This window comes from Klebsiella sp. RIT-PI-d, from assembly GCF_001187865.1.
Lineage (GTDB): Bacteria > Pseudomonadota > Gammaproteobacteria > Enterobacterales > Enterobacteriaceae > Superficieibacter.
In genome coordinates this window covers 795,638-816,797 of record NZ_LGIT01000009.1, presented here as the reverse complement: position 1 = coordinate 816,797, position 21,160 = coordinate 795,638, and the positions used below count along the sequence as shown (strand labels likewise).

Sequence of the window (21,160 nt, the reverse complement as noted above, 5' to 3'; positions counted from 1 at the left end):
ACTTTTAGGCGGGCAAACGAAAATTTTTTCGTTATGCCAGCCCGGTTATCATCAAGGTAGCGTACCATTACGACATCAAGGATTGGCGATTTCAATGGTTTGCCGTAGAATGCCAGCCCTTAATCATGTGCAGAACCCAAAGGTGGTTAATCACAAACCCCGTATCGGCAGCGTCCCGATACGTCTACATGGGACAGAGTCATAAATTGAATACACAACCGCATTCGCTTTCACCACTGGTGCAACTGGCGGGAATTAACAAAAGTTTTGATGGTAAGAAAGTTATCGCAGATTTTAACCTTACCATCAACAACGGCGAGTTCCTTACCCTACTTGGCCCCTCTGGCTGCGGTAAAACCACCGTTCTGCGCCTGATTGCCGGCCTGGAAAATGTCGATACCGGCTACATTCGTCTTGAAGATCTGGATATTACCGATGTTCCGGCTGAAAATCGTCATGTCAACACGGTGTTTCAAAGTTACGCCCTGTTTCCGCACATGACCGTCTTCGAAAATGTAGCATTTGGCTTACGGATGCAAAAAACGCCTGCCGCAGAGATCGCCCCTCGCGTTAACGAGGCATTGCATATGGTTCAACTGGAAACCTATGCCCAGCGTAAACCACATCAGCTCTCAGGTGGTCAGCAGCAGCGCGTCGCCATTGCACGGGCGGTGGTTAATAAGCCTCGCCTGCTGCTGCTTGATGAATCTCTTTCGGCTCTGGACTATAAACTGCGCAAACAGATGCAGAACGAGCTTAAGGCCCTGCAACGCAAGCTCGGTATCACCTTTGTTTTCGTCACCCACGATCAGGAAGAAGCCCTGACGATGTCAGATCGTATTGTGGTGATGCGCGAAGGACGTATTGAGCAGGATGGCACGCCGCGTGAAATCTACGAAGAGCCAAGGAACCTGTTCGTTGCAAGCTTTATCGGTGAAATCAATATTTTTAATGCGACGGTGATTGAACGCCTTGATGAGCGTCGGGTGCGCGCCAGCGTCGAAGGACGTGAATGTAACATTGACGTTAATTTTGCCGTTGAAAAGGGCCAGAATCTGAACGTCCTGCTGCGTCCGGAAGATTTACGCGTCGAAGAGATCCACGACGGCAGCGATGTCGAAGGCCTGGTTGGCTACGTCCGCGAGCGCAACTATAAAGGCATGACGCTGGAATCGGTAGTTGAGCTGGAAAACGGCAAGATGGTGCTGGTCAGCGAGTTCTTTAACGAAGACGATCCGGATTTCGATCACTCGCTGGATCAGAAAATGGCCATTAATTGGGTAGAGAGCTGGGAGGTTGTGCTGGCTGATGAAGAACACCAGTAAATTCCAGAATGTGGTAATTGCCACTGTCGTAGGTTGGCTTGTGATCTTTGTTTTTTTGCCCAACCTGATGATCATCGGCACCAGCTTTTTGACCCGCGACGATACTAATTTCGTTAAGCTGGTTTTTACGCTGGATAACTACACCCGGCTGCTGGATCCGCTCTATTTCCAGGTGCTACTGCACTCTCTTAATATGGCGCTGATTGCCACTGTCGCCTGCCTGGTGCTGGGATATCCCTTCGCCTGGTTTCTGGCAAGGTTGCCTGCCAAAGTCCGGCCGTTATTGCTCTTCTTGCTGATTGTCCCTTTCTGGACCAATTCTTTGATCCGTATCTATGGTCTGAAAATATTTCTCAGCACTAAAGGGTATCTGAACGAGTTTTTGCTCTGGCTGGGCGTGATTGACACGCCGATCCGCATCATGTTTACCCCCAGCGCGGTGATCATTGGCCTGGTCTATATTCTTCTGCCGTTTATGGTGATGCCGCTGTACTCCAGCATTGAGAAGCTTGATAAACCGCTGCTTGAGGCCGCGAAAGATTTGGGTGCTAATAAGGCCCAAACGTTCTTTCGAATCATATTGCCGCTGACCATGCCGGGAATTATTGCCGGCTGCCTGCTGGTAATGCTGCCCGCCATGGGTCTGTTTTACGTTTCTGACTTAATGGGCGGGGCGAAAAACTTGCTGATCGGTAACATTATTAAGAGTCAGTTCCTGAATATTCGTGACTGGCCGTTCGGCTCGGCCACCAGCATTACCTTAACGGTAGTCATGGGATTGATGCTGCTGGTTTACTGGCGTGCAGCACGGTTGCTGAACAAAAAGGCAACAGAATTAGGCGATTAAACGTTATTTTTGGCACATAAATGAGAATAAATCGTCCGCTTATAGCCGCCAGTTAATAAAGTCAAACATATGAGGTTCACTTCAGGCAGGCGGCTTAGAGGCAGACAATGTATCTGGCTGTATTCCATAATATCAATCTCTTCGTCAGGTGCTGGTGCTGAGAAATAAAACCTCAAATTGCCGGTCTGTGACGGCAATGACTGGCACCTGATTTCTCAATTGTTTGTAAACGGACATATTGACAAAATAACGATCCAGACATGATAATGTTACGTTATAACATAACGTTTATGGTGAGCTATGCAGCTGTTTTCAACTCTATTCATATCTGCAATCCTGTCACTAAATTGCGTAACAGCAATGGCGACGGCATTTCCATTGACCGTCCATAATTGTGGATCCACAGAAACATTTCAGCATCCGCCCGCTAAGGTCGTGACGATTGGTCAACATGAAACCGAACTGATGCTATCACTTGGGCTGGAGAGCAAGATTGCCGGTACCGCCGTCTGGTTCGGTAAATTACCGTCTGAACTTGAGCAATCTGGCAAAGATCTTAAGCGTATTGCGGAGAACTCTCCGGGTTTTGAAGCCGTAGCGGCGCTACATCCAGACCTCGTGATGGCCCAATACAGCTGGCACGTTGGCCCTCAGGGTGAGGTTGCGTCACGTCAACAGTTTGAGTCGCTGGGCATAAAAACGTGGATTTCCCCGGCAGATTGCACAGGAAAATCCGTCACCCCTACATCAAATGGTGATGGTGCCCGGACAACGCCCTACTCTCTCAACACCCTTTATGACGAAATCACCCAGATTGCGGCGATCTTCGACGTAACGCCGCGCGGCGAAGCGCTGAAAGACGCCCTTATTCAGCGCGTAGAACAGGCGCAAAAACACGCGAAAAAACGCAACGGCAAGCCGCTTAACGTTGTGTACTGGTTCTCCAGCACGCGCCTGCAGGGCGATCCGTGGATTGCTGGTAACATGGGGGCACCCGGCTGGATCACACACACTCTCAATCTGAAAAACATCATCGATTCTTCCGAGGAGTGGCCCGCGGTTCCGTGGGAGCATATCGCCCGGTCGCAGCCCGATATCATCGTTATTGCCCGTATGGACAGGAGACTGTATCCCGCTGACGACGTTGCGGTTAAAAAAGCGTTTCTGCAAACAGATCCTGTTACGCGTGAAATGAATGCCGTTAAGCAAGGGCACATTGTGGTAGTTCCGGCCATGTACCTGAATCCCTCGCTGGGCAACGTTGATGCGCTTGAACTGATAAGCCAACAAGTAGCAGCCTTCAACGAACATGAGTAGCGCCAATGACAGCGCGCTGATAAAACGCGCGCTCCTGCTGCTGGCGGGATTATGCAGCCTTCCGATGATGATGATCTACTCAGCCTCCATCGGCGATGTGCCGATTTCATTCTCGACCACATCGAGCGCCATTCTTAATGGCCTGGGTCTGACAAGCTACGATCTTAATGCGGTTGAGGCAGGGATTGTCTGGCAATACCGCATGAGCCGCGCTCTTATGGCGACCTGTAGCGGCGGCGGTCTGGCGATATGCGGCCTGGTGTTACAATCTCTGCTGAAAAATCCGCTTGCTGAGCCTTATTTACTGGGAATTTCCGCGGGGGCCTCTACGGGCGCAGTTCTGGTCATGCTGTTGGGGATTGGTAGCGGCGCGATCACCGTAGGCGGCGGCGCCTTTCTGGGGGCCTGCCTGGCCTTTGGCATTATCCTGCTCCTTTCCGGCGGTATGAACGGTAAGACCGGGCGTATTATTCTGGCGGGCGTGGCCGGTACTCAGCTTTTCAATGCCCTGACCGCCTATATCGTCAGCACTTCAGCCAACGCAGAGCAATCGCGCGGCGTGATGTTCTGGTTACTGGGTAGCCTGAGCGGTGTGCGCTGGGCTGATGCCATACTCTGTTCTGCGATCGTACTGGTAGGTTTATTGATAGTGCTGGGCTATGCGCGATCGCTCGATACATTTGCTTTCGGTAACGAGGTGTCGGCGACGCTCGGAACGCATATTCAACATGTTCGTATTATTCTCTTGCTGATCACAGCCCTGATCACCGCCACCATTGTCAGTGCCATCGGTGCGGTCGGGTTTGTGGGTCTGGTGATCCCCCACGCCACGCGGATGCTGGTCGGCCATCGGCATCTCATCACATTACCAGTGGCATTTATTGCAGGCTGTCACTTTATGATGCTCGCAGATCTGATGTCCAGAATGCTCATTGCTCATCAGGTCCTGCCGATAGGTGTGGTTACCGCCCTGGTCGGCGCACCTGCTTTTGCCTGTATTCTCTACCGTCATAAAGGAAACTAAGTGTGGCTATTTCAGTCGAGAACCTCAGCGTCCAGCTCCAGTCAAAAGACATCCTGTCCGGGATCAGCTTCAGGGCGGCGCAGTCACAGACCGTCGGTTTACTGGGCCCTAACGGCTCGGGTAAATCAACGCTAATGAGAACACTGGCCGGGCTGATTCCGGCCGCCAGCGCCAGCATCTGCATTAGCGGGGATCCATTGAGCGAATTACCCCGCAGAAAACTTGCTCGCAGGCTGGCCTTTGTCCCTCAACATGCTGACGCTGAAGATGAATTGACGGTAAGAGACATTGTTGCTCTTGGCCGTACACCCCACCGTCGCGCGTTTGATTTCTGGACCGCCGAGGACAGTGCAGCGGTGAATGAGGCTATTGCCTCTATGAAACTGGAAAATCTTCTCCACAGAACGTGGCATCGCTTGTCAGGCGGCGAGCGGCAGCGGTGTCACATCGCCCGCGCGCTGGCGCAAAAGCCGGATGTATTGCTACTGGATGAGCCGGTTAATCATCTGGACATTGAGTTTCAACTTGAGCTGATGAAGTTAATTACCGCCCTTCCGGTTACCGTTGTAATCGCGCTGCACGATTTAAACCTGGCAGCGAAATACTGCCAGCAATTGATCATACTGAAGCAGGGAAAAGTGATCGCAACCGGTTCACCCGACAGCATACTGACGCCTGAACTCATACAAAACACATGGCGCGTTAAGGCCCGGATCAATCAAACCGCTTTCGGAACACTGAATATTCAGTATGCCTGAGCGGCTCTCAGTTTCAGGTCGGCAGGAAAAGAATGCCAGCCTGCGACAGACATCCATAAAATGACAGCGCTGGAGTACGTCGTGTAGCAGTACAAAAGTGTCGGTATCCGCTGTCGCTTTATTTCCTGGTCAGTTTAATACTATTTCAGTTCTCTTTTCATGAAAAAGAGAGGTAATTTCTTCCTGAATATGCTCCAGCAAAGCATAGCGTTTACGGTATTCCGAGCGTTTTTTACTGGCAATTTCATCCAGCGATTTCCGCTCGGTATGAACCGGTAAACGATACCAGTTACCGTACGGGCGACCCGCTACCGATTCCCAAAATTCACTGTATATCGCGACAAAGGTTTTACGTTTTTGATAGCGATATCGTAGTTGTCGGAACACATGGCTGTGTTCACTGACCGCCAGAATATCCGTTACGCCACAATTGTCCATCAAGGAACAAAGCGTCTCAAAAATTATACGCTTAGGAAATAGCCCATAACATGCTTTCGTTGCATCGCGAATAACTTCAGGACCGATATTTTTTGGTGCGCCCTGTAAACCGCCAATAAACGCACAATAGCCTTTTTTAGTCGGGGTAACCGAAAATGACAGCCGGGCTAACGGTACATTATCGCAGTAAAGTGACAACATTAATTCGCCTTCACGATCGAAATTGCAGGAAGAACAATCGATATGAAAAACTTCACCATGCTTGCCAACAAATTGAGTCAGCGGCATACTTTTACGCGGAAGTAAAAACGACTGAAACTCCCCAGGTAAACTCTGAACAAAACGGTAGTGCCCAATAATATTTTGCCCGCGAGTCCAGGCCCTTCCTCCCTTATGCAAATAAGGACGATGGATTTTTGCAGGTAACGTGGGCTGCATTTCCAGGATCGTATCCAGCGATTTTAATGAATGTAATCCATAATAATAGCGAATGCTGGCAACAGGATTCACCATACATCTCAAAAGATACATCATCCGAAATTTTCTGTGCTGCCATTTACCGTGCAGGTCGCGACCCATGACAACATTTTTCAGAAAACCAGTAAATGATAAATAATTCACAACATGCTCCAGAGTTAATACTTTTGAAATTTTTATTTGCTGTTTTTTAAGCCAGGAATGCTTAAAGCTGTTCTGTTAATATCGAAACGTTCTTCCACATCTTTTTTTGCCTGACGTGCCATTTGACAGAAATGTTCAGGGCAATCCAAAAATCTATTTATCGCCTTTACCCAGGCCGATGCATCCCCTCCGGGTAATAGTGTGCCGGTCCGGTTATTCTGAATAATATCCGGAAGCCCTCCGACCTGACTGGCAAGCACAGGAACAGAAAATACCGATGCTTCCGCAACCGCCATACCAAACGATTCATTTTCCGAGGGCATCACGAGCAGGTCGGCAATCTCATAAATCGAATACACCGGAAAAACGTTACCCGCAATTAAGACCTCATCCTGCATTCCCAACGCATTGATCAGAGACTGCAAGCGCTTCACACTTTCATGACACCCTCCGCCGACAATCAGCCAGCAAAATTTGCGGCCTTCCTGCTTCAGGCGGTGAAGAACGTTCAACATGAATTCATGTCCCTTTTCGGGGCGTAGCATGCCAATCTGGACGATAACCGGAACATCCCCTACAGAGGCTAACCAGTCCTGTATATGAGCCGGTACCGGGCTACGCGCGTCTTCATGAAGCTGATGAAAATCAAAACCGGGCGGCACAACCGTGACGCGGGTTCGGATCCCACTCTCAATCAGATGTTTTTTCATCGCGTTTCCAGGAACGATGACCTGATCGCATAAGTAATTTAATGATAATTTTTTGGTTTTACTGGTCAGGTACGTTTTTTGTCTGATAATACTGAACCTGGATCCCCAGTGAAATAGCCGGGCTAAACCAACAATATTACTGTCATGCCCGCTATGACAAATAACAAGGTCGGGATTAAAGTGGTCACTAACCCAAAGTAACTTTAATATCGAAGGTATATGAAAACTATTTCTGAACGGGATAAAGATAACCTTTATTCCTCGCTTCGCTGCTTCTGCCGCTATTTTACTTTTTTCCCTACAGGCTAATAAAACGGAGTGGCTTTTCTTTTGCAGTGCATCCATTTGTGCTAAGGCCTGTAACTCCTGCCCACCAATATTAGGTGAGGACTCAGTGAATAATATATTTAGCTTCATACTTTAATCATCAATTAGTCGAGGCCCCTTGTGCAGGGCAAGCAGAGAAGAAAAAACGGGCGTTGTATAGTAGAAAAGCCGTCGTTTTAGCCACGCGGAATGTTCCCGCTCTTTCGTACTGATCCGTCCCAGCCGTAAAGTGCCGTTTGCCGGACAGTTCATTCTTCTTTCTGTGGTATACAGGTAAGTAAAACCCAGTTCTTTGGCGACTTCTATATAATCTGCGTTGTAATAACCTTCGGGCCAGCACAGATGTTTATCGCTAATACCTGTTTTTTCCGCCAGACATCTCTTACTTTGCTGAATATCGTCCCTGAGACGTTGACACTGCTCCTCCCGGGACGTTAATACTTTATCCCAACGGGTATGGCTGTGCGTATGAACATGAAATTCTACCAGTCCCGATTCTCGCATCTCATTGACTTCCGACCAGCGCATCATGACATCATCCGCATGCCCCTGAGCAATCAGCTCCTCACAATCCCGATGAGAATATTCTCGGTCCTGAGAAATACGAGAAGGTCCATCACCAATAAGACCAGTAATCAAAAAAATATGCGCCCGCAGATTAAACTCTTTCAGCACGGGATAGACCTGAAGCCAGTTATCTAAATAGCCATCATCAAACGTCAACATCACGCTCTTACGGGGTAATCTTCCCCCTTCGTAAAAAAGCTCCACATCTTCAGACGTCAATGTTTTCCAGTTATTTTGCGCTAGCCATTGCATCTGTTCACGAAATGTTTTAGGTGACAGCGTAACCAGCCCCGGATACTGACTTACATGGTGATACATTAAAATGGGTATATGCCGTGCATTCAACATTATCTTTTTCTTATCGTTTGTGAATATGAGTGAAATACCATGAAAGATACCTTATGCGTCTTATCCTACGACACGAACTTTATACGCTTGTTAAACGACATACGATTCTCGTTTATTATGCGCACCTTTTAAAAATCACATCCCAAATAAAAAAGTTAACGATAATGAGTATTATAATTAACACTAAATTAATAATTTAGTATAATAATAAGGGGGGTAATCATCGCCAATATGGGTAAGCCGCAGGGTGTTACTACACAATGCTACCCGGTACCGGGCGGTGAGTTAAAAACGCTGGCTGACCACAGGATTCCTTCTGTTCTGCTTGCGACAACGCTTTACCGGCACAAAACGGGATAGCGCCAGGCGGATAAAAAAGCCTTTCAGTTCCCGATTAGCTGAAAAAATGATGTAAAATGCGCGGCCTGTCATTCTGATACTGCATATTCAGTGTCCGGTTTCGTGGATACGCTACGGAGGGGTTTTGGAGAGGGTAAAAAATTGTTATTTTTCAGCATCCTGAATCATAAACGTCTTTTGAATAAAAAAGGGGCGCTGATATGATCGGCCGACTGCTGCGCGGCAGTTTTATGACTGCCATCTATGCTTATCTTTATATTCCGATCATCATCCTGATCGTAAACTCGTTTAACAGTTCGCGTTTTGGCATTAACTGGCAGGGCTTTACGACTAAGTGGTATAGCCTGCTGATGAATAATGACAGCCTGCTCCAGGCAGCCCGGCACTCGCTGACTATGGCAGTGTTCTCGGCAACGCTGGCAACGCTGATTGGCTCATTAACCGCCGTGGCGCTTTATCGCTATCGCTTTCGCGGTAAGCCGTTCGTAAGCGGTATGCTGTTTGTGGTCATGATGTCGCCCGATATCGTGATGGCTATTTCGCTGCTGGTGCTGTTTATGGTACTGGGGATTGAGCTGGGCTTCTGGTCGCTGCTGTTTTCGCATATAACCTTTTGCCTGCCCTTTGTGGTGGTGACGGTCTATTCGCGCCTCAAAGGGTTTGATGTGCGTATGCTGGAAGCGGCAAAAGATCTGGGCGCCAGCGAAATGACGATCCTGCGCAAAATTATTCTCCCGCTGGCGATGCCTGCGGTTGCCGCCGGCTGGCTGCTTAGTTTTACCTTGTCAATGGATGATGTCGTGGTGTCATCATTTGTGACCGGTCCGGCATATGAAATTCTGCCGCTGAAGATTTATTCGATGGTAAAAGTTGGCGTATCGCCCGAGGTGAACGCGCTGGCAACAATTTTACTGATCCTATCGCTGGTTATGGTGATTGCCAGCCAGCTTATTGCACGTGATAAAACAAGGGGACGTTAAGATGATGAAATGGTCACGCCACCTGCTGGCTGCGGGCGCACTGGCCTTCGGCATGAGCGCCGCCCACGCCGATGATAGCAAAACGCTGTATTTTTATAACTGGACCGAATATGTTCCGCCAGGCTTGCTGGAACAGTTCACTAAAGAGACCGGCATCAAAGTTATCTATTCGACCTATGAATCGAACGAAACCATGTATGCCAAGCTTAAAACGTATAAAGACGGCGCGTACGACCTGGTGGTCCCTTCCACCTATTTTGTCGATAAAATGCGTAAAGAAGGCATGATCCAGAAGATCGACAAGTCGCAATTAAGCAACTTTAAAAACCTCGATCCTGAGGTGCTTAATAAACCTTTCGATCCAGGTAACGATTACTCCATTCCCTACATCTGGGGCGCAACGGCAATTGGTGTTAATAGCGACGAAATCGACCCTAAAAGCGTGACCAGCTGGGCCGATTTATGGAAACCGGAATATAAAAGCAGCCTGCTACTGACCGATGATGCTCGTGAAGTCTTCCAGATCGCCCTGCGTAAACTGGGCTATTCCGGTAATACTACCGATCCAAAGGAAATTGAAGCCGCGTATAGGGAGCTGCAAAAGCTGATGCCTAACGTAGCCGCCTTTAACTCAGATAACCCGGCTAATCCGTATATGGAAGGTGAAGTGAACCTGGGCATGGTCTGGAACGGCTCGGCGTTCGTTGCCCGTCAGGCAGGCACCCCATTACAGATTGTGTGGCCAAAAGAGGGCGGTATTTTCTGGATGGATAGCCTCGCGATCCCGGCAAATGCGAAAAATAAAGAAGGTGCGCTGAAACTGATTAACTTCCTGCTGCGTCCGGATGTCGCGAAAGAAGTTGCTGAAACCATTGGTTACCCAACGCCAAACCTGGCGGCACGTAAGCTGTTAAGCCCGGAGGTTGCCGGTGACAAATCACTGTATCCGGATGCTGAAACCATCAGTAAAGGTGAATGGCAGAATGACGTAGGTGATGCCAGTGCGATTTATGAGCAGTATTATCAGAAGCTGAAAGCAGGACGCTAGTTGCCAGCAGGCGGAGCGTGATGCTCCGCCTGAACTGACTTACAGACCTTTAATCAACTTCTCAACAAAGGCCGGTACCACTTCACTGGCCAGGCCATAATGTTTCTCTTCGAACTCGCTGCCAACCTGGCTCTGTTCGAGATTCAACTCCACGGTGTGCGCCCCGTGAAGCCGCGCTTCATGAACGAAACCCGCAGCGGGATAAACATGCCCGGAGGTGCCGATAGCGATAAAAATGTCGGCCATCGCCAGCGCGTTGTAAATTTCATCCATGCCAAGCGGCATTTCGCCGAACCACACAACGTGCGGACGCAGCGGCGCAGGAAACTGGCAGCAGTGACACTTATCGTCAGGTGTCACATCACCGGTCCACTCCAGTACCTGACCGCTCCATGAGCAACGAACCTTGAGCAGTTCACCGTGCATATGAATGATGTGGTGATTACCCGCACGTTCATGCAGGTTGTCGATGTTTTGAGTGACCAGCAGAAAACGATCGCCAAGGGCTTCTTCAAGCCTGGCCAGCGCCAGATGCGCCGCATTAGGCATGATGTCATTTTGCTGAAGCTGCTGGCGTCGGGCATTATAGAATGCCTGCACCAGCGCCGGATCGCGAGCGAACCCTTCTGGCGTGGCTACGTCTTCTACCCGATGCTCTTCCCATAAGCCATCCGCCGCACGGAAAGTGCGAATACCTGACTCGGCTGAAATACCGGCCCCGGTCAGCACCACAACTCTTGGTTTTTCCATCTCTCCTGGCACCCTGTCTCTGAAGAAAATGCGTTGACGCAGACGTTCATGAAGTCGGCGTTTATTACGGCGAAAACGGCTTAATCGGAGTAGACGGCGCGTGTGCATAATTACCTCTGTGGAGAATCAGTAAGATGAAGGAACGCCGCGCCGCGCATTCCTCCTGCATCACCGTGCCGCGCGCGCGCAATGCGCGGCACGCTGGCAACCGGTAATAGATGACGCGGTAACCGCGCCGCGAGTCCTTCAGCTATAGCACTAAAGTTAGACAATCCACCGCCAATCACCACTAAATTGGGATCAACAATGGTCAGAATATTGCCAAGGCACACCGCCAGCAGATCAAGATAGCGCTCAACATGCAGACGCGCCCTTTCATCGCCCTGCTGCCACAACGTCACGATCTCTTCGGCACTCAGCGTCTGATGGTAATAATGTTGATAGAGCCAGGCAAAACCGCGGCCCGAAAGATAATTTTCAATGCAGCCGAGCTGACCACAGCCGCAGCGTCGCAGTGGAAAATCAAAGCCCATCAGGGTAAATGCATCTACCGGCAGACGTATATGGCCGAACTCACCGGTAATGTAGCTGCGCCCGGTAATGGCTTTACCGTTAATCACCAGCCCGCCGCCGACCCCGGTACCGAGGATAAGCCCCATCACCAGCGGATACTGAATAAATTCCTCATCCCAGGCTTCAGAGAGGGCAAAGCAGTTGGCGTCATTATCCAGACGCACATCGCGGTCCAGCAGACGGCTAAGATCGGCGCGCAGCGGCTTACCGCTGGCGGCCGGCACATTGGCGGCATACAACGTGCCGTCATCGGTTTCCGGCATACCCGGGATCCCGATGCCGACCGAGCCAATACAGTCAAAACGCGCATCGGCCTCGGCCACCAGATCGGTAACCGCCTGTAAAAATGCTGTATAACTTTCTCGTGGGGTGGCGATTCGCTTTTCCCATTGCAGACGTCGCTCAGTATCAAATACGCCAAGCGCAATCTTACTGCCACCGATATCAAATCCGTAATACATCGCCACTCCTTGTTAAATTATTGCCCGCTTAATACCCTTGCAGGATCAATGTTACTGGCACGTCGCGCCGGATACCAGCTTGCCAGCAGGCTCAGCAACAATGCCGTCACCAGCACATACAGTACGTCCAGCCAGTGTAATTCTGAAGGCAGGAAATCGATAAAATAGATATCTCCTGACAGGAACTGATGGCCTATTAGTTTTTCAATCCACGCGATAATCGCGGTTAATTGCAGCGCGCCAATAACGCCAATAATAACCCCGATAACGCTGCCCAGCAGCCCGGCAAGCAAACCGTACCAGACAAAAATGGCGCGGATAAGGCCATCTTTCGCCCCGAGCGTACGCAGCACTGCGATGTCGCTGCTCTTGTCTTTCACTGCCATTACCAGCGTGGAGACAATGTTAAAGCAGGCCACGCCAATCACCAGAATCATGGCCAGATACATAATGGCACGGATCATCTGGATATCACGGTACATATAACCGTAGGTGCCGACCCAGCTTTTGATATAAACGTAGTCGTCCGTCACTTCGCCTGCTGAACGCACCAGCGCCTGGGCATTAAAAACGTCGTTTACCTTAAGCGCAATCCCGGTCACGCTGCTACCCATGTCCAGATACTGCTGGGCATCCTGCATTGGCACCATGGCAAAGCTATGATCGAGCTGGCCGCTCAGCTGCAAAATGCCAACCACCTGAAGCCGGATGCGTTTCGGCTGAAGCAATTTATGATCGGTGCTGGCGTTGGGGATCATAATGGATACTGAATCCCCCTGTTTGACTTTAAGCGCGTCGGCGACACCTTTGCCGATAATGATTTGCTGTTCACCCGCCTTAAAGTTTGCCCATGCGTTGCCCTGAACATAGTGAGGCAATGCGCTAAGCTGGCTTTCCTGCTGCGGGTCAACGCCTTTAACCTGAATGGCCCGGATGTTGGCCCCGCTTTCCACCAGACCGGTGAAGTCCACATATGGCGCTGCGGCCACAATACCGGGGACTTTCTCGATTTTACCCAGCTTGTCCTGCCAGCCGTTCCACGGTTGATTAACCGGTTCGATCTGCCCGTGCGGAACCACGGCTAAAATCCGGTTATTTAATTCACGTTCGAAGCCGTTCATCGCGCTCAGCCCGATAATAAGCACGGCAACACCCAGAGCAATACCGATGGTAGAGATAATCGAAATAAGCGACACCATGCCGCTGCGACGGCGGCCACGGCTAAAACGCAGCCCAATAAGAAGCGATAAAGGCGAGGCCATTACTGTGCTCCCATCAGGCTCAGTTCTGCACTCAGATGGCCATCGCGCATCTCCATCTGGCGGGACATCCGGCGCGCCAGCTGCAGGTCATGCGTCACCACCAGAAAGGCCGTTCCCTGCGACTGGTTCAGCTCGCCGAGCAGTTTGAAAATACTGTCGGCATTGCGCGCATCAAGGTTACCGGTTGGCTCATCCGCCAGCACCAGCCGGGGGTTATTGACCAGGGCACGGGCAATCGCCACGCGCTGGCGCTCGCCGCCTGAAAGCTCGGAGGGGCGATGGCTGGCACGATGATCCAGCCCTACCGCCTTCAGCATATCCCGCGCGCGCTGGTTAATTTCAGCCGGTTTTTTCTTGCCGATCAACAGCGGCATCGCCACATTTTCCAGGGCGGAAAAATCGGGGAGCAAATGGTGAAACTGATAGATAAAACCCAGATTCTGGTTGCGCAGATCCGCTTTGGCCGCCGAGGAAAGTTTACTCATCGACTGGCCGCTAAAAATCACATCGCCGGAGGTTGGGGTGTCCAGGCCGCCAAGCAGGTGCAATAGCGTACTTTTACCGGAACCCGAGGTACCAACAATCGCCATCGTCTCGCCCTCTCCCACGCTGAAGCTGACATTGTGCAGGACATCAGTTTGCACACTGCCTTCCTGATAGCGTTTGCACAGGTTGTCGCATTGCAACAGGATCTTATTCATAACGTAAAGCCTCAGCGGGTTGAGTGGCGGCAGCGCGCCATGAAGGATAAAGCGTGGACAATAGCGCAATCGCCATTGCGACCAGGGCTATAACGACGATTTGTAGCGGTTCAATGGCCACCGGAAGCGCGGCACCGTCAAGGAAAGCACCGATGATCGGCATTAAATTATCAAGCTGACTGGCAAGTAGCGTGCCCAAAGCCGCGCCCAGCAGCGCGCCGATAATCCCGGCGCTTGCCCCCTGCACCATAAACACCGCCATAATTTGGCGCGGCGTCAGGCCCTGCGTTTGCAGAATAGCTACTTCACCCTGCTTCTCCATCACCATCAATCCCAGTGATGTAATGATGTTAAAAGCAGCGACGGCGACGATGAGGCTCAACAGCAGCCCCATCATGTTCTTTTCCATGCGTACAGCCTGGAACAGCTCACCTTTGCGCTCGCGCCAGTCCTGCCACTGAGTGCCTTGTGGAAGCGGCTGCTGACTGAGGGTGTCGACCTGTAAAGGCGCATCAAGCCACAACCGCCAGCCGGTAATATTACCTGCGGGGTAGCGCATCAGGCGCGACGCATCCTGGATATTGACCAGCATCTGGTAGCCGTCAACTTCGCTGTTGGCGGCAAAGGTGCCAATCACCTTAAATAAGCGCTGGCTGGGAATACGGCCCATCGGCGTAAACTGGCTGGCCGATGGCACCATCACACGGAGTGAATCCCCCCGGTTAACGCCCAGCTGCCCCGCCAGCTGCTCACCAAGAATGACGTTATACGCGCCCGGCTGGAGATCGGTTTGCTTCACATTGACTAAATAGCGTGAAAGCGGATCGTTTTGTGCCGGATCAATACCCAACATCACGCCGACGGCAACGCTACGCGCGCTTTGAAGGACCACGTCACCGGTTGTGATTGGCGCAACGCGATTGACGCCCTGAAGCGTAACCGCCTTTTCAGGTATTTTTTGCGGATTAAGCGACCCCTGGGAAGAAGAGAGAATGGCCTGCGGCATCAGCCCCAGAATGTTGTTTTGCAGCTCACGTTCAAAGCCGTTCATCACCGAAAGCACCGTCACCAGCGCCATGACGCCAAGCGTGATGCCGATAGTCGAAAGCCATGAGACAAAGCGACCGAAGCGGTCCGCTGCGCGCCCACGCATGTAGCGCAGGCCGATAAATAGTGCGACAGGTTGATACATGTAATCCGTCTGGTTGCTGTGGCAGAGGAGGAAGTATATAAGCGAAAGCGCACAGCGTAAATGAGGGAAACCGTAACAGTACGTCATCAGACATTCAAAAATATCAGATAAATCAATTTGCTATTATTCATTCATTTGTACTGATGCAGAGTGCTATACCCTTTGCTAATGTAAATTGAACGCGGATAATAATCTGCATTGAGAATCAGCGAGTTGACCCCATATCTTCTGGGCACACCTATCAGAGACCGCGACACGAACTATGCCTGAACAACATCGTTATTCCTTGCCTGTTAAAGCAGGCGATCAACGTCAACTGGGAGAGTTGACCGGTGCGGCCTGCGCGACAGAGATCGCCGGGATCGCCGAACGCCACGCAGGGCCGGTGGTGCTGGTGGCACCTGACATGCAAAACGCGCTGCGTCTGCACGACGAGATTTCCCAGTTCACCGATAACCTGGTCATGAATCTTGCCGACTGGGAAACCCTGCCTTACGATAGTTTTTCACCGCATCAGGAGATCATCTCCTCGCGTTTGTCGGTGCTCTATCAGCTTCCCACCATGCAGCGCGGCGTCCTGATCCTGCCGGTCAGCACCCTGATGCAGCGTGTCTGCCCGCACAGCTACCTGCACGGCCACGCGCTGGTGATGAAAAAAGGCCAGCGGCTTTCCCGCGATGCATTACGGGCGCAGCTGGATGCCGCAGGCTATCGCCATGTCGATCAGGTTATGGAGCACGGCGAGTATGCGACGCGCGGCGCGCTGCTGGATCTCTATCCAATGGGTAGTGCGCAGCCCTACCGCCTTGACTTCTTTGATGACGAGATTGACAGCCTGCGCCTTTTTGATGCGGATACTCAGCGTACTCTGGAAGAGGTTGAGGCCATTAATCTCCTGCCGGCGCACGAATTTCCAACGGATAAAGCGGCGATTGAACTGTTCCGCAGCCAGTGGCGCGATAAGTTTGACGTTAAACGCGATGCCGAACATATCTACCAGCAGGTAAGCAAAGGCACGCTGCCCACCGGTATTGAGTACTGGCAGCCGCTCTTTTTTAGCGAGCCGCTGTCACCGCTATTCAGCTATTTCCCGGCTAATACGCTTATCGTCAATACCGGCGATATTGAGAGCAGCGCCGTTCGCTTTCAGACCGATGCCCACGCCCGCTTCGAAAATCGAGGGGTGGACCCGATGCGTCCGCTGCTGCCGCCAGAGTTATTGTGGATGCGCACCGATGAGCTACTCGGTGAATTAAAACGCTGGCCGCGAGTGCAGTTAAAGACCGACTCGCTGGCGGATAAAGCCGCATTTACCAATCTCGGCTATCAAACCCTGCCCGATCTGTCGGTACAGGCACAGAATAAATCGCCGCTGGATAACCTGCGCAAGTTCCTCGAATCCTTCGACGGTCCGGTGATTTTTTCCGTTGAAAGTGAAGGCCGCCGCGAAGCGCTCGGTGAACTGCTGGCGCGTATTAAGCTTTCGCCAACGCGCATTCTGCGACTCGATGAAGCCGCTGAGAGCGGACGTTATATTATGATTGGCGCAGCCGAGCACGGGTATATCGATACCCTGCGTCAGCGGGCGCTGATTTGTGAAAGCGATTTGCTCGGCGAGCGCGTTGCGCGTCGCCGTCAGGATAACCGTCGCACCATCAATCCGGACACGCTGATCCGCAACCTGGCTGAACTGCATACCGGCCAGCCGGTGGTGCATCTTGAGCACGGCGTGGGCCGCTATGCAGGCATGACAACGCTTGAAGCGGGCGGCATTAAAGGTGAATACCTGATGCTGACCTACGCCAACGATGCCAAATTATATGTTCCGGTTTCTTCTCTGCACCTGATCAGCCGCTATGCCGGTGGAGCAGAAGAAAATGCGCCGCTGCATAAGCTTGGAAGCGATGCATGGACCCGCGCCCGGCAAAAAGCCGCCGAGCGCGTGCGCGATGTGGCGGCCGAGCTGCTGGATATCTACGCGCAGCGCGCGGCAAAAACGGGTTTTGCTTTCAGGCATAATCGCGAGCAATACCAGCTTTTTTGCGACAGCTTCCCGTTTGAAACCACCCCCGATCAGGCCCTGGCTATTAATGCGGTATTAAGCGATATGTGCCAGCCACTGGCAATGGATCGTCTGGTTTGTGGCGATGTGGGTTTCGGTAAAACTGAAGTCGCCATGCGCGCCGCGTTTCTCGCTATCGAGAACAATAAGCAGGTCGCCGTGCTGGTGCCTACTACCCTGCTCGCCCAGCAGCACTTCGATAACTTCCGTGACCGCTTCGCCAGCTGGCCGGTGCGCATCGAAATGCTGTCACGCTTTCGCAGCGCGAAAGAGCAGGCGCACATTCTTGAGCAGGTAGCCGAGGGTAAAATTGATATCCTGATCGGCACGCACAAACTTCTTCAGCCGGACGTTAAATTACGCGACCTCGGGCTGCTGATTGTTGATGAAGAACATCGCTTCGGCGTGCGGCATAAGGAGCGTATCAAAGCGATGCGCGCCGACGTCGATATTCTGACGCTTACCGCAACGCCGATCCCGCGTACGCTTAACATGGCGATGAGTGGGATGCGTGATTTATCGATTATCGCCACTCCGCCCGCGCGCCGCCTGGCCGTCAAAACCTTCGTGCGGGAGTATGACAATCTGGTTATCCGTGAGGCGATCCTGCGTGAAGTGCTGCGCGGTGGGCAGGTTTACTACTTGTTCAATGACGTCGAGAATATCCAGAAAGCCGCAGAACGCCTGGCAGAACTGGTGCCTGAGGCGCGTGTCGCCATCGGCCACGGTCAAATGCGCGAGCGTGAGCTGGAACGGGTAATGAATGATTTTCACCACCAGCGCTTTAACGTCCTGGTCTGTACCACCATTATTGAGACCGGTATCGATATTCCTACCGCCAACACGATAATTATCGAACGGGCAGATCATTTTGGTCTGGCGCAGCTTCACCAGTTACGCGGCCGTGTTGGCCGTTCGCACCATCAGGCCTATGCCTGGCTAATGACGCCGCACCCGAAAGCGATGACCACCGATGCGCAAAAACGTCTGGAAGCCATCGCCTCGCTGGAGGATTTGGGGGCAGGTTTCGCGTTGGCCACCCACGATCTTGAGATCCGCGGTGCAGGTGAACTGCTTGGAGAAGATCAGAGCGGACAAATGGAAACCGTGGGCTTCTCGCTGTATATGGATCTGCTGGAAAACGCTGTCGATGCGCTGAAAGCCGGACGCGAGCCGTCGCTTGAAGATCTTACCAATCAGCAAACCGACGTTGAGTTGCGAATGCCGTCACTGCTGCCGGATGATTTCATTCCTGACGTGAATACGCGCTTGTCATTCTATAAGCGTATTGCGAGCGCAAAAGACGAAAATGCGCTGGAGGAAATCAAGGTAGAACTGATTGACCGTTTCGGTCTGTTACCCGATGCGGCGCGAACTCTGCTGGACATCGCCCGATTACGCCAGCAGGCCCACAAGCTTGGGATCAAAAAACTGGAAGGTAATGAAAAAGGCGGCACCATTGAATTTGCCGAAAATAATCATATCAACCCGGCCTGGCTAATTGGCCTGCTGCAAAAAGAGCCCCAGCATTTCCGCCTTGATGGCCCCACCCGGCTTAAATTTATGCGCGATTTGAGCGAGCGTAAAACGCGCATGGAATGGGTTAGCCAGTTTATGCGCCAGCTTGAAGAGAACGCTGTCGCCTGAGCCTGCTCTTTCTGATATTGCAGGAATAAAAAAAGCCCCACGATAATCATCGTGGGGCTTCCTGTAAGTATCAGGCAGAGGGTTATTTTATTTATAAATTACAGCCGTTCCGTGCAGGGTATTTGGACCGCTTACGGAGGTAATACGGTAGGATTTTGCGCCCATCTCATCGGCTTTTTGCGCCAACTGCGCTTCAAGCGAACTTAGATTTGTTCCGGCATCGGCAGAAATAACACCTGCTTTATGCTGATCTACCGGGGTGGACTGCACCTGGACGGCGGCAAAGCTTGCAAAAGAAAGTGAACTTAATACGGCGGCGGCGATGACGTTTTTTACGTTTTTCATAATAATGACCTTATGCAGATAAAGGGTGAATCGCATTAACTTAACGATCGATAGGTAAATGATAATTGTGATCTGCATCACAGTCAAACACATTTTTATAATGACCGTTATAATAAATATAAAATTATTATCTTTCATATAGATAAGCTTATGAATTTTTTTCAGGTCGTAGTGGTAGCACCGGAGTATATTTATTTTTATAATGGTTATTCATTTAACGTAAATCAGGTAAACGGCATCATGACAACTGACGTTCAACGTTGCACAAAAAAAAGCCGTGGCCGACCGAAAGTGTTCGACAGGGAAGCGGCGCTGGATAAGGCCATGACACTCTTCTGGGAGCACGGGTATGAAGCAACTTCGCTTGCCGATCTGGTAGAAGCGACAGGCGCTAAAGCGCCAACCCTTTATGCTGAGTTCGTTAATAAAGAAGGGTTATTTCGTGCCGTGCTCGATCGCTATATCTCGCGCTTCGCTGCCCGCCATGAAGCCGCGCTATTCAATGAAGAACAATCCGTAGAGCAGGCGCTTCGTGACTATTTCACCGCGGTAGCCACCTGCTTTACCAGCAAAGATACGCCTGCGGGCTGCTTTATGATCAATACTTCTGCGACGCTCGCGGCCTCGTCAAAAGAGATCGCCCGGACGCTCAAAACTCGTCACGCACGCCAGGAGCAAATACTGTGTCAGTTCCTTAGCGATCGCCAGCAGCGCGGTGAGATCCCTCAACAAAAAGCGATCCAACCGCTGGCGCAGTTCCTGAACTGTCTCCTGCAGGGCATGTCAATTAGCGCCCGTGAAGGGGCAAGTTTTGATGATTTGCAGCAGATTATCGCCACAACGTTTAGCCTGTGGCCAAAAATGCTTACGCTTTGAGCAATAAAAAAACCCCTCAGCCTGAGCGATGAGGGGCAAACAGCAGATAACGCTTTTTTATGCTTTGTTATTCAGGATCAGCTGACCGTTATTATCGAGCGGGATCTGCGTACCCGGATCGTTTTTCATCCGAATTTTACCCTGCTGATCGCCGATTTTATACGTTACGTCATAACCAAGCATATTTTCTGACTTGTCATACACCGTTTTACAGCGTTGCTGCGTGGTGGTGTAAGTGTCCGCTTCCTGCATTGATCCCTGGAGCTGGTTGCCGGCATAGCCGCCGCCGAGCGCGCCAGCGATAGTCGCGATATCTTTACCGCGACCGCCGCCGAACTGGTGTCCAACGACACCGCCTGCGACTGCACCCAATACTGAGCCGGTAATGCGGTTCTCATCCTGCACCGGGCGACGGTGCGTAACATTCACGTTACGGCACTCTTTGCGCGGCGTTTTTATCGTTTCCTTGATAGGCGTTGCGGAAACGACCTGCGCATACTGCGGGCCACGTTGAAAAACGTCCAGACCGGCTACTGCCGCTACACCCAGCGCAGCGGCTACGCCAATCCCTATACCCGCCAACATTGATTTATTCACGGGAGATCCTCCTTTATTGCTATT

19 protein-coding genes are annotated in these 21,160 nt (G+C 51.4%); 9 read left to right on the top strand and 10 right to left on the bottom strand.

Translation table 11 applies throughout. From position 1 onward, the window contains the following. Positions 1–188: 188 nt before the first annotated feature. The 5 genes from potA to AC791_RS10330 all read left to right on the top strand — a co-directional run bounded on the left by potA (position 189) and on the right by AC791_RS10330 (position 5,271). The gene (gene potA / locus AC791_RS10350; RefSeq protein WP_049840366.1) at positions 189–1,325 is read left to right on the top strand and encodes a spermidine/putrescine ABC transporter ATP-binding protein PotA; all 1,137 of its coding nucleotides are present in this window, start codon (positions 189–191) and stop codon (positions 1,323–1,325) included. Then, positions 1,309–2,172: a spermidine/putrescine ABC transporter permease PotB gene (gene potB, locus AC791_RS10345; RefSeq protein ID WP_049840365.1), complete on the top strand. Its 864-nt coding sequence runs from the start codon at positions 1,309–1,311 to the stop codon at positions 2,170–2,172. Before potA ends, potB begins: the two co-directional genes overlap by 17 nt. A gap of 300 nt (positions 2,173–2,472) precedes the next feature. Further along, positions 2,473–3,489, top strand: coding sequence for an ABC transporter substrate-binding protein (locus tag AC791_RS10340; protein ID WP_049840364.1), 1,017 nt, complete (start codon positions 2,473–2,475; stop codon positions 3,487–3,489). After that, on the top strand, positions 3,482–4,513 hold the full coding sequence (locus AC791_RS10335) for a FecCD family ABC transporter permease (protein ID WP_049840363.1): 1,032 nt from the start codon (positions 3,482–3,484) through the stop codon (positions 4,511–4,513). The genes AC791_RS10340 and AC791_RS10335 overlap by 8 nt, the downstream gene beginning before the upstream one ends. Before the next feature lie 2 nt (positions 4,514–4,515). Continuing rightward, a complete protein-coding gene (locus tag AC791_RS10330) occupies positions 4,516–5,271 on the top strand; it encodes an ABC transporter ATP-binding protein (protein ID WP_049840362.1) in 756 nt (251 codons plus the stop codon). 129 nt (positions 5,272–5,400) lie between these two features. Here AC791_RS10330 and AC791_RS10325 read toward each other — a convergent pair whose 3' ends face one another. The 3 genes from AC791_RS10325 to AC791_RS10315 all read right to left on the bottom strand — a co-directional run bounded on the left by AC791_RS10325 (position 5,401) and on the right by AC791_RS10315 (position 8,282). Next, positions 5,401–6,288 carry a VirK/YbjX family protein gene (locus tag AC791_RS10325; RefSeq protein ID WP_049841591.1) on the bottom strand — a complete coding sequence of 296 codons (888 nt, stop codon included), beginning with the start codon at positions 6,286–6,288 and terminating at the stop codon, positions 5,401–5,403. 74 nt (positions 6,289–6,362) lie between these two features. After that, complete coding sequence (locus tag AC791_RS10320; RefSeq protein ID WP_049840361.1) at positions 6,363–7,457, bottom strand: glycosyltransferase family 4 protein; 1,095 nt, start codon at positions 7,455–7,457, stop codon at positions 6,363–6,365. A gap of 3 nt (positions 7,458–7,460) precedes the next feature. Further along, positions 7,461–8,282, bottom strand: coding sequence for a polysaccharide deacetylase family protein (locus AC791_RS10315; protein ID WP_049840360.1), 822 nt, complete (start codon positions 8,280–8,282; stop codon positions 7,461–7,463). A gap of 560 nt (positions 8,283–8,842) precedes the next feature. Here AC791_RS10315 and potC point away from each other — a divergent pair. Beyond that, positions 8,843–9,622, top strand: coding sequence for a spermidine/putrescine ABC transporter permease PotC (potC, locus tag AC791_RS10310; RefSeq protein ID WP_049840359.1), 780 nt, complete (start codon positions 8,843–8,845; stop codon positions 9,620–9,622). A 1-nt stretch (position 9,623) separates the two neighbouring features. Then, the gene (potD, locus tag AC791_RS10305; protein ID WP_049840358.1) at positions 9,624–10,670 is read left to right on the top strand and encodes a spermidine/putrescine ABC transporter substrate-binding protein PotD; all 1,047 of its coding nucleotides are present in this window, start codon (positions 9,624–9,626) and stop codon (positions 10,668–10,670) included. Positions 10,671–10,709: 39 nt separating this feature from the next. Here the strand turns inward: potD and cobB are convergent, their stop codons facing one another. From cobB to lolC, 5 genes are read right to left on the bottom strand one after another with little or no spacing between them, the layout of a single operon-like run. Further along, positions 10,710–11,528, bottom strand: coding sequence for a Sir2 family NAD+-dependent deacetylase (gene cobB / locus AC791_RS10300; protein WP_072094329.1), 819 nt, complete (start codon positions 11,526–11,528; stop codon positions 10,710–10,712). A gap of 2 nt (positions 11,529–11,530) precedes the next feature. Next, the gene (gene nagK / locus AC791_RS10295; protein WP_049840356.1) at positions 11,531–12,454 is read right to left on the bottom strand and encodes an N-acetylglucosamine kinase; all 924 of its coding nucleotides are present in this window, start codon (positions 12,452–12,454) and stop codon (positions 11,531–11,533) included. A gap of 17 nt (positions 12,455–12,471) precedes the next feature. After that, positions 12,472–13,716, bottom strand: a complete 1,245-nt coding sequence (gene lolE, locus AC791_RS10290) for a lipoprotein-releasing ABC transporter permease subunit LolE (RefSeq protein ID WP_049840355.1) — start codon at positions 13,714–13,716, stop codon at positions 12,472–12,474. Beyond that, complete coding sequence (lolD, locus tag AC791_RS10285; protein WP_049840354.1) at positions 13,716–14,417, bottom strand: lipoprotein-releasing ABC transporter ATP-binding protein LolD; 702 nt, start codon at positions 14,415–14,417, stop codon at positions 13,716–13,718. The genes lolE and lolD overlap by 1 nt, the downstream gene beginning before the upstream one ends. Beyond that, positions 14,410–15,609, bottom strand: coding sequence for a lipoprotein-releasing ABC transporter permease subunit LolC (gene lolC, locus AC791_RS10280; protein ID WP_049840353.1), 1,200 nt, complete (start codon positions 15,607–15,609; stop codon positions 14,410–14,412). The genes lolD and lolC overlap by 8 nt, the downstream gene beginning before the upstream one ends. A gap of 262 nt (positions 15,610–15,871) precedes the next feature. Between lolC and mfd the strand changes: the two genes are divergently transcribed. Then, positions 15,872–19,318, top strand: coding sequence for a transcription-repair coupling factor (gene mfd, locus AC791_RS10275; RefSeq protein ID WP_049840352.1), 3,447 nt, complete (start codon positions 15,872–15,874; stop codon positions 19,316–19,318). An 87-nt stretch (positions 19,319–19,405) separates the two neighbouring features. On the opposite strand, the gene bhsA is transcribed toward mfd, so the two are convergent. After that, positions 19,406–19,663: a multiple stress resistance protein BhsA gene (gene bhsA / locus AC791_RS10270; RefSeq protein WP_049841590.1), complete on the bottom strand. Its 258-nt coding sequence runs from the start codon at positions 19,661–19,663 to the stop codon at positions 19,406–19,408. A gap of 240 nt (positions 19,664–19,903) precedes the next feature. Here bhsA and AC791_RS10265 point away from each other — a divergent pair, with 240 nt between their 5' ends. Next, positions 19,904–20,539 (top strand): TetR/AcrR family transcriptional regulator, encoded by a 636-nt coding sequence (locus AC791_RS10265; protein WP_049841589.1) that lies wholly within the window; start codon positions 19,904–19,906, stop codon positions 20,537–20,539. Between the two features lie 57 nt (positions 20,540–20,596). On the opposite strand, the gene AC791_RS10260 is transcribed toward AC791_RS10265, so the two are convergent. Continuing rightward, positions 20,597–21,136 (bottom strand): glycine zipper 2TM domain-containing protein, encoded by a 540-nt coding sequence (locus tag AC791_RS10260; protein WP_049840351.1) that lies wholly within the window; start codon positions 21,134–21,136, stop codon positions 20,597–20,599. Positions 21,137–21,160 lie beyond the last annotated feature (24 nt).

Bases quoted from the DNA above. Each gene is read 5' to 3' on its own strand.
- AC791_RS10325 (WP_049841591.1), bottom strand. From the start codon at position 6,288: ATGGGTCGCGACCTGCACGGTAAATGGCAGCACAGAAAATTTCGGATG.
- lolC (WP_049840353.1), bottom strand. From the start codon at position 15,609: ATGTATCAACCTGTCGCACTATTTATCGGCCTGCGCTACATGCGTGGG.
- lolE (WP_049840355.1), bottom strand. From the start codon at position 13,716: ATGGCCTCGCCTTTATCGCTTCTTATTGGGCTGCGTTTTAGCCGTGGC.
- AC791_RS10320 (WP_049840361.1), bottom strand. From the start codon at position 7,457: ATGAAGCTAAATATATTATTCACTGAGTCCTCACCTAATATTGGTGGG.
- potB (WP_049840365.1), top strand. From the start codon at position 1,309: ATGAAGAACACCAGTAAATTCCAGAATGTGGTAATTGCCACTGTCGTA.
- lolD (WP_049840354.1), bottom strand. From the start codon at position 14,417: ATGAATAAGATCCTGTTGCAATGCGACAACCTGTGCAAACGCTATCAG.
- potA (WP_049840366.1), top strand. From the start codon at position 189: ATGGGACAGAGTCATAAATTGAATACACAACCGCATTCGCTTTCACCA.
- AC791_RS10335 (WP_049840363.1), top strand. From the start codon at position 3,482: ATGAGTAGCGCCAATGACAGCGCGCTGATAAAACGCGCGCTCCTGCTG.
- bhsA (WP_049841590.1), bottom strand. From the start codon at position 19,663: ATGAAAAACGTAAAAAACGTCATCGCCGCCGCCGTATTAAGTTCACTT.
- potC (WP_049840359.1), top strand. From the start codon at position 8,843: ATGATCGGCCGACTGCTGCGCGGCAGTTTTATGACTGCCATCTATGCT.
- AC791_RS10265 (WP_049841589.1), top strand. From the start codon at position 19,904: ATGACAACTGACGTTCAACGTTGCACAAAAAAAAGCCGTGGCCGACCG.
- nagK (WP_049840356.1), bottom strand. From the start codon at position 12,454: ATGTATTACGGATTTGATATCGGTGGCAGTAAGATTGCGCTTGGCGTA.
- AC791_RS10340 (WP_049840364.1), top strand. From the start codon at position 2,473: ATGCAGCTGTTTTCAACTCTATTCATATCTGCAATCCTGTCACTAAAT.
- AC791_RS10315 (WP_049840360.1), bottom strand. From the start codon at position 8,282: ATGTTGAATGCACGGCATATACCCATTTTAATGTATCACCATGTAAGT.
- potD (WP_049840358.1), top strand. From the start codon at position 9,624: ATGATGAAATGGTCACGCCACCTGCTGGCTGCGGGCGCACTGGCCTTC.
- mfd (WP_049840352.1), top strand. From the start codon at position 15,872: ATGCCTGAACAACATCGTTATTCCTTGCCTGTTAAAGCAGGCGATCAA.
- cobB (WP_072094329.1), bottom strand. From the start codon at position 11,528: ATGCACACGCGCCGTCTACTCCGATTAAGCCGTTTTCGCCGTAATAAA.